At 60.6% G+C, this 11,562-nt stretch carries 4 protein-coding genes, 1 tRNA gene and 3 pseudogenes; 5 read left to right on the plus strand and 3 right to left on the minus strand.

What is annotated here, in order from left to right:
- Nucleotides 1–329: 329 nt before the first annotated feature.
- Nucleotides 330–1,432: pseudogene (locus LX81_RS20960) on the minus strand (IS5 family transposase).
- A gap of 73 nt (nucleotides 1,433–1,505) precedes the next feature.
- A pseudogene (locus tag LX81_RS23465) lies at nucleotides 1,506–1,834 on the minus strand (transposase family protein); the annotation flags it as partial.
- Between LX81_RS23465 and LX81_RS23035 the strand changes: the two are divergent.
- From LX81_RS23035 to LX81_RS20990, 5 genes and pseudogenes are all read left to right on the plus strand, one after another.
- Nucleotides 1,824–1,964: pseudogene (locus LX81_RS23035) on the plus strand (IS3 family transposase); the annotation flags it as partial. The pseudogenes LX81_RS23465 and LX81_RS23035 sit on opposite strands and share 11 nt — an antisense overlap.
- 790 nt (nucleotides 1,965–2,754) lie before the next feature.
- Complete coding sequence (locus LX81_RS22000) at nucleotides 2,755–3,090, plus strand: hypothetical protein (protein WP_146259514.1); 336 nt, start codon at nucleotides 2,755–2,757, stop codon at nucleotides 3,088–3,090.
- Nucleotides 3,091–3,331: 241 nt separating this feature from the next.
- Nucleotides 3,332–3,407, plus strand: a tRNA-Ala gene (locus tag LX81_RS20975).
- 895 nt (nucleotides 3,408–4,302) lie between these two features.
- Complete coding sequence (locus LX81_RS22005; protein WP_146259515.1) at nucleotides 4,303–8,154, plus strand: nSTAND3 domain-containing NTPase; 3,852 nt, start codon at nucleotides 4,303–4,305, stop codon at nucleotides 8,152–8,154.
- Nucleotides 8,155–8,543: 389 nt separating this feature from the next.
- Nucleotides 8,544–9,914: a transposase gene (locus tag LX81_RS20990; RefSeq protein ID WP_111539206.1), complete on the plus strand. Its 1,371-nt coding sequence runs from the start codon at nucleotides 8,544–8,546 to the stop codon at nucleotides 9,912–9,914.
- A 349-nt stretch (nucleotides 9,915–10,263) separates the two neighbouring features.
- Here LX81_RS20990 and LX81_RS20995 read toward each other — a convergent pair whose 3' ends face one another.
- The gene (locus LX81_RS20995; RefSeq protein ID WP_111537624.1) at nucleotides 10,264–11,466 is read right to left on the minus strand and encodes an IS256 family transposase; all 1,203 of its coding nucleotides are present in this window, start codon (nucleotides 11,464–11,466) and stop codon (nucleotides 10,264–10,266) included.
- Nucleotides 11,467–11,562 lie beyond the last annotated feature (96 nt).

The raw sequence follows: 11,562 nt of genomic DNA on the forward strand, positions 1-11,562 counted from the left end.
CGCCAACAAGATGGCGCGAATCGTCTGGGCACTGATGAAGAGCGGAGAGGTCTACCGGGCTCCGGCTGTGGCAACGTAACACCTGCCAGCAGTCGCGAGGTCGTCGGAGCGGAGGAGGGCTGAGAGCAGCTTGGCGCAATGGTCGCAAGACGGGGTCGGAAAACCAGAGCGCAACAGAGTGCCTCCGAGCACGCGGCTTTGATTTGGGTCCGATCTGCGAACACCATGCGGGCCCGCGGCATGACGATGGCCGCACCATGAGGCCGGATACATGTCAGCACCCGACACCGCGCCAAACTGCTCCAAAAACCCTCTTGCGCAAGGGGCGGTTATACATGTTGCGCAAAGCGAATGAAGCCCGTACTTCCCCTTTCCCAGACGCACTTATTTATGGGCTCTGTGATGGGTATGCCGAGCGCGGTGTAGCCGTTCGGGACGGCGGCGCGGAACTGGAGTTCTGCGACCCGACGATCGAAGTCGCGCGCCATGAGGCTCTGCCCCAGCAGCTTCACGCAATGCACCTTCGTCTCGGCACGGCTTCGGCGGTGGTATCCGCTCCATTTTCGCCAGATAGCGCGGCCGAGGTATCTCGATGCGCGCAGGGCTTCGTTCCGGGCAATGGCGCCTGCGGTCGACGGCTTCCAGGGCCTGGCGTTTTTCCGGGGCGGTATGACGGCATGAGCGCCACGGTCTGCGACGGCATCGTGGCACTTGCGCGTGTCGTAGGCGCCATCCGCGGTCACCGTGCCGAGTTCAACATCAGCAGGTATCTGGTCGAGGAGCTCAGGCAGCATGGGCGCACCACCGATGTTGCTCCCGTCCACCGGCTCTTTCTGACCAGTGGCAATCGCCAGTGAACTCTCGATGGCACGGATCTCCAGCGTCTGTTCGTCGATGCCGATGTGGATCTTGCGCCATAGGCGGCGTTTCGCGCCGCCGTGCTTGCGGGCATGCCGTTCGGCGCTGACATCGATCCCCCGGATCGATGTCCGGACGCCCCTCCCCCTTCGCCCTCGACCTTGATGCCGGTGCTGTCGACCAAGAGGTTCAGTGGCCCCTCCGAGCCGTGGTAGGGGATGGTCACGGCCAGAGTCTTCTGCCGCCTGCCCAGAGTGCTGAAATCTGGCACCGCCCAGTCGAGCCCAACCAGCCGGAAGAGGCTTTCAACGAACCCGGTCGTCTGCCGCATCAATATCGTGCTCGAACCGATGGCGCATCGATGTCGACCATGCCGAAAAGCACCTTCATCGTCAGGCATGTCTGAATTGCGGCGTCGCTATTATAGCGGCTGCCGGCCTCGCTTGCCGGTCGGCGGTGGCACCCAGACCATCTCCGGATCGAACCAGATCGCCAGGGAGCCACTCTGCTTCAGCGCTTCGTTGTAGGACGGCCAGTTCTTGCTCTCGTAGCTTGGCGGGATCGGTCTGCTCATGCAGGGCCACTACCACGCTGGACCCACGAGATGAATCCAGCGCTCGGCCTTTGCGCAAAAAAGCCCTCAGTGTTGGTAGGTTGTCGGCCATGACCAGATCGAAGCCGCGATAGTCCGAGGTCTGGCCCGGCGTGATTTCGGTTCTCATGGGCAGTCCGCTCGGCATCGTCCTCGGAGCGATGGCGGACAATGCCTCGCCGTCGACAAGGAGATAGATTTTTAGTCGTGAAACCACCCCGAAGGCGGCCGAAACCCTGTCGTGGAGTCCCCCTTTTGAGCTCGCTGCCTGATAGTGACGCGGATCACGGTGCTGTCGATCATCTGGAACGTGTCCGGTACGGTTCCGCTGCGGTTCAGCGCCTCCACGAGGTCCTCCCATAGCCGGGCCAGTATCCACCACCGAATCTACGCCACCAGAAACGAGGCGAAGCGCGATCTGTTCGCCTGGATCGACGGCTGGGACAATACTCACCGCCTCCACTCAGCGCTGGGATATCGTTCACTCGCCGCCATGGAACGCATGGCGGCCTAACCGCTTCTACCAAACCGGGAGAAGATCAGAAAGCGATTGCGCCGTCCTCCCGGACGCCGTGAAGCTGGAAAACGCTCTCGGCATGGTCGATGCCGACGGTAATAATCTCGTCCATGGATGCCCCCTCAATGGCAGACGAGGTTCGTTCCTCATCCCGGTATAAACCTGAACACCTCCGGTAACGTGCCGATCTGCGAATTTGAGATCTGCGAGGCTGACGGTGAGGCGATCTGACGGGTTCTTGGCGCCCGTTCGGCCACCTCGGTCCTTCGTCGAGGTTTTTCTAGACTTTGGCCGTCAAATGGACAGGGTCCGGCTCTGGATGCATCGCAGGCGGGTCATCTTGTATGCAATGTTGGCGAGCGTAACCGCAGCTTTGGCGCGGGCGATACCGATGGTCCGGATCGTTAGGCCCATGCGGGCCTTCTGCTGGGCGAGACGTGCACGACCTTCGAACGCACCACCGATCTACGGCCATTGGCGCGCGACGCGCGCTGCGGCATCTGAAGCGCCCGGGGCTTCTTGCGGTGTACTTGGCTCGTCATGCCTTGGGCTTCGAGCCAGTGCTCGCTCTCGGCAGATCGGTAGGCGCTATCGGCCCAAACGCCGCGAGTTGTGTTCGCCGTCCGGATCAGGCCTTGGCGCAGCCGGGCGCCGTCATGTTGAGCGGCATCCGTGACGATCTGGCGTCGAAGTGAGGCCCCGAACGCGATCCGCCCGAGTGTGCGGGCCGAACCCGTGCATTCGCTCGATGCCGACATGCGATTTGTAGCCGTAGATCGGGATCGCGATGTCGACCGGCTTCGATCTGTCCGCGCGGACCTTAGCCTTGCTGTACTCGACCGTCCAGCGCCCATCGTTCGCCATGGTTCTTGAACCGATGGCGACCCATGGCTCACCCTTCTGGGCGGCTTTCGCGGGCTTCTCCGGCCAGATCTGTGCAGCCGTCTTCCTTGCCTTGATCGCGGCCTTCTCTCCATCGGTTTTCCTCTGGCGCGGCGCCGCGATAAGGCTGGCATCCACGATCCGGCCTGACCGTGGGATGAACCCCGCCTGGTTGATGCCCCGATCCATCTCCTTGAATGGTGTATCACGCGCACTGGCTTTGATCAGCGCCTCGCGCTAAGCGTCTCCAACGGATCTCCCCCTCAGAGATCTCCGCGAGCCGCTCCTCAACACTCCAAAACCCTGCCCGCTTTACCATATCCACCGCCCTCGTCCCGAGGTCGATGAATCACCATGAACGGCTTCAGGGTAGAAGTTTCCGGAGGCGTCCAGCTTAGTAATTCTTGAAAGCGCTGTCGACTTTAGGGTTGTCACCGACGAACGTCCCACTTAGAGACACCCATGCTTCGTCACGAAGCAATGGGCCCTTAGCTCAGCTGGGAGAGCGCCTGCATGGCATGCAGGAGGTCAGCGGTTCGATCCCGCTAGGGTCCACCAACACTTCCTCCTAAGACTCTAGTTTCGTAGGTCGCAATTGAGCGACGTCGCGTCCGCTCCCATCGGTTTATCCGCCGGTCAGTTCGTAGTTTCGGACAGTCTACTTGAGACTGACCTGCCACGGGACTTTCATCCAGTCGCGACCGGAGCCCGGTTGTTGTTTACGCCGTTCGGCGCAGGTGAAACGTGCCAGATAGTTTCCGACTTTCGTCCACGCCGACTGACTTCTGGATAGGTGCGGGAGACAGTCACTGGACCACAAAGCGGTAAAGTCACTCGTTTCCGAAGGTCTGATCTAATCCTGAGTTTTTGGTTCTCTCAGACAAGTTTTCACACTGATACAGGCAGTTCGGCGAAAGCCTATATTAGGGATGCGGATGTTACGCGTAAGCGCTACGCCGATCCCCCTCTGACAGCGCTGATGTGATCGGGCCCCTCTTCACATCTTATGCGCGAAGGGGTTGGCTTGGAACTAGACGGCAACGTAAGCGTCCATTTGGACGGCTCAACGGCGATTAGGTTTCTCGCCTGGAGGTGATTGAGGGGCCGACTGGGCGCCGGCGGCGTACGAAGGCAAAGCGGCCGCAGATAGCCTGTTGCTCGAGGTCTCGATGGCGGATGTTACACGGCGGTAGAGGACGATGCGCTAGCAAATCTACTCAGGGCGATAACGGTCCGGTTCGTTTCCTAACCGGCCGATCCAGCGGTGGCCATTTATGTGTTGGAAGGGCGGGAAGCGGTCGTTCGCTGCGTCGTTAGCAAGTGGCCTCTAAGCGCAATATCGGACCCGAACGCCTGCAGAATGAGCGATCTCCAGACAATAGTTTTTTCGTTTTCAGATCCACTTCATTGACGCTTATTGTCAGCCAGCGTCGCGCGAAGTATCGCATTTACTATGACAATCGCTATCATCGGCCCTGAAAAATTTGCTTTCCAAGATCTTGTATGTGTGGATCTGGCACTCGCAGCTCTGGAAGACGGTCTCATTTCGATGGTCCCGGAGCAGAAGGGCAGTGAAGATGCAACACTTTCTTGGCCGACGACTGGAGACCTGCCAGCAGCGACGGTCGAGGTTCAGGTCAAGGGTGCGACCGGATCGGTCAGCATGGCGATGCTCGCGGACTATCTGCTTCATTATCCAGATCGCAACGCAAAAGGCTCACTGCTCGAGCGCTTGATGGATATGGAAAACCGAGCCGCATTGTTTGTCATGACGGCCCGCTGTGACGACATCCTCGCGCCACTCGTTCTAGACCGCACGCCGCGCGCGCTGGTCGATGGGCGGCCGACATCCAACGCACTTGCCGAAGCGTTGCATGCGGCAGTGAAGACGGTCGGCGAGAAGGCGTTGCCCAAAAAGCCCACCAAACTCCAAGAGAAGCGTCGTGCCGATGCGCAGAAGCTCGCCGAGCGGCCGCTTGCCCAACATGCGCGCGCGCTCGCGCATCTAGCCATCGTCGAGCGTGAGACCGCAGAGACAGTCGAGGTACGCATCCATCGAACATTGCAGCACCGTCGCTTCGATACGCTGTCGATCCGCGGTATTCTCGCTAGCCTAACCGACCACCTTGGAGCCGCTAAGCGCAGCCAAGAGGATGTCGTTCCTGCGCTTCAGCACGAATTGAATCACCGCGCTCCCCGGGCGGTGCGACCAGCCGATTATCTTGATCGTGGAATTGAAAATGAGCTTCTCGAGCTTCTCGAACATCAAGGAGCTTTACTGCTTACCGGGCCGCCTCGTGCCGGCAAGTCGTGGATGGCTCGGCGCATCGGCGGAGAATTGCAACATCACGGGTTCGAGGTTGGGGTCGGAAGCCATATCGACGAGGCTGAGCGTTTTCTCACCGACACAATTGGCGCCGCGCGGCTTTATATTCTCGATGACCCGCTCGGCGCACGTGAGCCACTTGCCGATGCCAGTGCCCGCCTAGGCGCATTGCGACAACTTATCGAGCGTCTGCCGCCCAACCGGAGACTCATCGTTGCGCAAACTGATTCAGTCCTGCTCCAATCACGTGCCGCCGCAACAATTGAAGCGTGTGGGGTGGGTGCTTGGTCGTGGCTAAGGATTGCCCCGCTATCACCCGACCGAGCCATTGCAATCTGGCGGGCGATATCTGAATCCCTAGACATCGAGCCAGCCGCGATTGAACGGATTGTAACGCTCATCGAACGAGATGATCAGCTTCGCGACCCAGGCGCCCTAACATATCTGGCTCAGACGTTCGATTACCTGCCTCCCAACGCGGGCGACGCCGAAATTTTGTTTCAGGCTCGCAGCGATGCTGTGGATTTCGCATGTGGTCTTGCGGGCGCCTCGCCGGGTTACCGTGCCATGCTCTCTGCAGTGGCATTTGCGACAGCGCCCGGCCAAGCGGCTGCCATCTCGGAGCTTGCATTCATCGCCAATGGTGGGGCGGCGCGTCCGGGCTTCAAACCCGATTTCAATGTGATTGTTTTCGGCGAAGATCCGCGTCCGCCCCCGGCCTACACGGAGCTTCCGCTGCTCTCTGAAACTCAGCAGCATGCCATTGATAATCTTCAGCGCCGACGCGTTCTTGATATTGGCGAGAGAGGCTTTAACTTCACCCATCCCTATCTGCGCGCAGGCGCTCAAGCGCTTCAGCGTCCTGACATTCCGAGAGACCGTGATCAGCTATTAGAACAGGCTGAACGCAGCCTAGCCTGCGTCGAAGCTGCAACTTCGCTAGCAGCCGCGCGCAATTTGAGATGGCTCCGTGCGGTGGTGGCGCCTGATGACCGATCATCTATCCTCGCGATCGCGAGTAAAGGGTTGCGTTCACTTTTCCCGGCAACCCGCGACGCCTGCTTTTCGTTCCTCATCGACGTGGCGGACGAATTGACGCCGGAACAGCGCGACCACCTACCGGACTGGGCGGATCAGGTGTTGATCGAGCTCGAAGATATCGACGTCAGAAATGGGACCGGATTTATCGCTAATCAGAGGCAGATGTTCGTCACGGCCTCACCTATCGATGAGATCCAGCCCTATCTTGACGCAATCGATGCCGACGAGCCGCTCGGTCTCGACTTGGCTCTTGGACGACGTATCTTGCTCGCTCTTGAAGTCCATCCCGAAGCGATGAGCGCCGCTGTCTGCCGTCGCTTCCTTCGCGCTGACGAAGCCGTCATCCGCGGCGCGGCGGCTGGCGTTTGGCTCGCAATACCCCGCGAAGACGATGAAGACATAATTGAATGGCTTGCGCACGACCGCGCTCCTTCGATCAGCATTGCCCTTCTTCAAAATGTCGCGTCCAACTGGGCGACACTCGAAGGGCGCCGGCGCCGGGCGCTGATCGGAATGTTGCAAGCACAGGCACAATCGACCGGCTGTGCCAGCGTCCTTTTCAACCGGCTAGTCCTATTTAATCGCGTAGAATATTTTGGCGAGGCGCCACCTTGGGCTTTGTTCGCCGAACTTCTACCAACAGTAATTGAGCATCTGCCGGTGTCAGTTTCATTTCGGAACGGCCGCCTGAACGCGGTGCTGGAAGATGCGATTGAGGTGCTGCCCGCAGATGCGCTCGTCTTGGCGATAGAAGCTTGGGCGCATCGCCTACAGCGGCGGCTCGCATATCGCACATTGGATGAATATGAACTTGCAATCGTCGAACCGCTGCTCGCCGTGTTGGAACCGAAACGACGCCTCTCCCTACTGCGCGATCTAATCGGTGTCCCAGACACCGGCGCGCGTATCGTCACAATGAAATGGTTGGTCACATATTGGGATGACCTCGGCCCTGAGGAACAAGCCCTACTGTCCGGGGCGCTCGCGGAAGACAGATCAGACAAGTGTTGGCTCGCCGCCACGGTTCTGACAAGCGGCAGCCCTCCTGAGCTACTCGTCGAACAACTGACCGGTGCTGCCAAGCTTTTGAACGGTACCGCCGAAGAGATCGATAGTGCGCTCGGCGCAGAGTTGTTTGCCGCCTGCATCCGGATGTACCGCGGCGATCCGCAACCACTCTGGTGGTATGCGACCCATCATTCAGAAAACCCTGCTTGGCCAAGGATCGTGAGCGCGATTGCGAGGAACCCGGATCATCCCTTGTTCGGTGAATGCTTTGTTGAAATCGCGAGTTTTGGAAAAAAAGGGGAGCTTCTTGAGCTTGTCGATGCACTGCCTGAGGCCGCGTTGATGCAGGCCTTCGAGCTGCTGCTCCAGTATAAACTCGGATGTAACGGATTTTGGCGTGACAAGAGCTGGACGCGCCTGCTTGAACGAGCCGAGAGTGCCGGTTTGCTTGATGCCATGTTCGAAGGGATCGATGCGGTATCGGACGGAATCCTTGAAAATCTAACGGACGTACGCAATTGGCTGGGCGAAGGGAGATTTGCCAAGCGGCTTCTGTCTTTTTATCCGCGCGATTATAATGTCTTAGTGAATCTCCGGCTCTTCGAACGAGCTGCCAACAGTCTGTTGGATAGCAAGGCGAGCGACAGATCTGTAGACCCTGACGGTCTCGCTGCCGTCATGCGGATATTCATTGGCGACAAGGTCGAGCAACTCGAAGCAAAACCCTGCAGACTTTGCGGGACGTGGGATGCCCTTACCCAGGCACTGAGGCGGCAGGGTGGTGATGCTGCACTCGAGGCGCGCATTTATGCGGGCCGGGAGGCCGCACTCGAACGCCATAACTTATTGCGTGATAGTCATAGCGACGTATCAACTGACATTCCACTCGACGGCTGGGTGTTCCAGATAGCTGAACCCTCCCAAGTATAGCATGATCGGCCTGACTTACGCCGACCGATAAAGGGCGAGGCCGAAGGAAAGCTCGAGCGACAACTGGTGTGTATCCCATAAATTTGGCTTTGGCTTCGGCTTCATGCTCATCTGAGGATTGGCAGTTCTTTTCGAACGGTAGCCAGAATTTTTCACTCCTCGAACAGTCCTCCCAACCGACCGATGCTCTCGTTGGCAATAGGTTCCCAACTATTTTAATAAGCGCTCCCAGTAATGATGCGTTCGGCACGGACGGCGGGTATTGAACTGATCGGCCATCCGCTGCGCTTGGCCCGAACGTCAGCTCACGGCCGATACTGTTGAAAAAGTCCGCTTGATTGGGGCGTTGAGCGCTGATTCAGTTCTCTCATGGCGGGAGGGCGGCTGCGATGATGGGGTCTCGACAATCGGCGCAGGGCGCTCTGTTCTACGAGTTTTCTCTCGAGGACCACGTCCCGGCGGACCACCTGATCCGCTCGATCGATCGGTTCGTGGAGCTGGGCGGCGTCCGGGATCACCTTGCCCCCTTTTACAGCGCGATGGGACGGCCCTCGGTCGATCCCGAGCTGATGATCCGGATGCTGCTGGTGGGGTACTGCTTCGGGATCAGGTCCGAGCGCCGCCTCTGCGAAGAGGTCCATCTCAATCTGGCATACCGCTGGTTCTGCCGCCTCGATCTCACCGACCGCGTTCCGGACCATTCGACCTTCTCGAAGAACCGCCACGGACGGTTCCGCGAGAGCGACCTGTTCCAGCATCTGTTCGAGACGGTGCTAGCGCGGTGCATCGCGGAGGGCTTGGTCGGGGGCGCGGCGTTCGGTGCCGACGCCTCCCTCATCAAGGCCGACGCGAGCCGGTATTCGAAGCAGAAGTTCGAGGACTGGGATGCGACGAGACAGGCGTCCCGCGCCACCCGGGACTATCTCGACACTTTGGATGATGCCGCTTTCGGGGCATCGACCCCGGTGCAGCCAAAGACGATCTCGCCATCCGATCCCGCGGCGCGCTTCACCGGGGCCAATGGCGACCGACCCTTCTTCGCCTACAGCACCAATTACCTGGTCGACCTGGAACATGCGGTAATCGTCGACGTGGTCGCGACTGCCCCGATCCGGCAGGCCGAGGTCGGTGCCGTCCGGGACATGCTGGTGCGTGTCGGTGAGCGGTTCGACCTCCACCCCGAGAGGCTCGCCGCCGACACCGCCTATGGTTCGGCAGATATGCTCGGATGGCTGGTCGAGGAGCAGCAGATCGCGCCGCACATCCCTGTCTTCGACAAGACCGCCCGCCAGGATGGTGCGTTCCCGGCGACGAACTTCGTCTTCGACGCCGAAGCCAACGAGTACACCTGCCCGGGTGGCAAGAAGCTGAAGAAGTACTGGCGCACCATGACCAAGCCGCGCTCCGGCCTCTGCAAGGACAACACCTATCGCTACTTTGCCAGCAAGGCCGATTGCTCGGTCTGTACGCTCAAGGCGCGATGCACACCGAACCAGGCCGTTCGTAAGATTGCTCGGCATGTCCACGAAGATGCGCGGGACATGGCGCGGGCGATCGCGAAGACGGACGCCTACGTGGCGTCGAGCTACGCCCGCAAGAAGGTCGAGATGCTGTTCGCGCATCTCAAACGCATCCTGAAGCTCGACCGGCTACGCCTCAGAGGACCAAGCGGAGCAAAGGACGAATTCCTCCTCGCCGCCACCGCCCAGAACCTACGGAAGATGGCGAAGCTGATCCCGGCAGAGCCCGGAACCGCCTGAAGGGAGGCGGTTCGCCGTTCGGTGCCGCTATCTTGACCCGCCTCCGCAGCCGACTTTTTCAACGGTATCTCCGCACAGCCGCCATCCAAGCGGTCGATTTGCTACACATGGCTGCCAACGTCCGCTGCGGGGAAGCTGCTGCGCAGCGTTCGGTCAAGAGGCGAACGGCAGCTCTGGGCCGTCCTTGACTGCGGCGAGACGACCGCACAGGGGCAGGAATTGATATCCGCTGCGCGGGTGCGTCGATGGCGGGAATGCGCAGGAGGACCGGAACATGTGCGTCCGGATGATGTCCCAGCTCGTGGTGTAGCTGGTGGCGGGCCTCGCGCTCAGAGGCGGGCCGAGCTGGTCAGTCGCGCTGCGCAGCAGGCAGGCTGACTATGGCATCATCGCAGACCGGTGCGAGCGTTTCCAGCGTGAGGTAGCGGCCACGTTGAACGGTCCATTCCTCGGTCTGCTCCATCAGGATCGCGCCGACGAGCCTGCGTATCGAGCTCTCGTTCGGGAAGATGCCGACGACATCGGTGCGCCGCTTGATCTCGCCGTTCAGGCGCTCGATCGGGTTCGTGCTGTGAAGCTTGGCGCGATGCTGGGCGGGGAAGGTCATGTAGGCGAGCACATCCTCTTCCGCCGTGTCAATGAGCTTGGCGAGCTTCGGCAGCTTCGAGCGCATCTGATCGGCCACCAGCCGCCACTGAGCCTTGGCCGTGGCGTGGTCCGGCTGGGCGAAGGCGGTGGCGATGAAGGCGGAAACCACCCTACGGCTGCTCTTTCCGGCATGGGCAAGCGCATTGCGCTGGAAATGGACACGGCAGCGCTGCCAGGTAGTGGAAAGCACCCGGGCCGTGGCGGCCTTGATCCCCTCATGGGCGTCGCTGACCACCAGCTTCACGCCGCCCAGCCCGCGGCGCACGAGATTGCGCAGGAACTCGGTCCAGAAGGGTTCGGCCTCGGACGCTCCGATCGCCATGCCCAGGACCTCGCGCCGCCCGTCGGTGTTCACGCCCACTGCGATGGTCACGGCCGCGGAGACGATGCGCCCGCCCTGACGAACCTTGAGATAAGTCGCGTCGATCCAGAGGTAGGGCCATTCGCCCTCGATGGGCCGCGTCAGGAACGCGTCCACCCGCTCGTCGATCTCCTCGCACAACCGGCTGACCTGGCTTTTCGAAATGCCGGTGCCCCCCATGGCCTGCACGAGGTCGTCCATGGACCGTGTCGAGACGCCATGGACGTAGGCCTCCTGAATGACGGCCGTCAGCGCCTTCTCCACCGAGCGTCGCGGTTCGAGGAAGGACGGGAAATAGCTCCCCGTGCGCAGCTTCGGAATGCGCAGCTCGACGTTCCCTGCTCGGGTCTGCCAGTCCCGATCGCGGTAGCCGTTGCGCTGTGCAAGGCGCTCTCCGCTTTTCTCTCCGTAGTCGGCACCGGTCTTCGTGCCGACCTCCAGCTCCATCAGCCGCTCGGCGGCGAAGCCGATCATCTCGCGGAGCAGGTCCGCGTCGCCGCTCTTCTCCACGAGCGCGCGGAAGTCCATCATCGGTTTAGTCATCGGGAACATCCCTCGGTTCAGGTTGGTGTCAGCAACCCGACCCTACCGAGAAACCCGATGGCCACCGCCAGCTACACCACCCCCCGGGACGTCACC

Origin of the sequence: Palleronia aestuarii (assembly GCF_003253995.1) — a bacterium.
GTDB lineage: Bacteria > Pseudomonadota > Alphaproteobacteria > Rhodobacterales > Rhodobacteraceae > Palleronia > Palleronia aestuarii.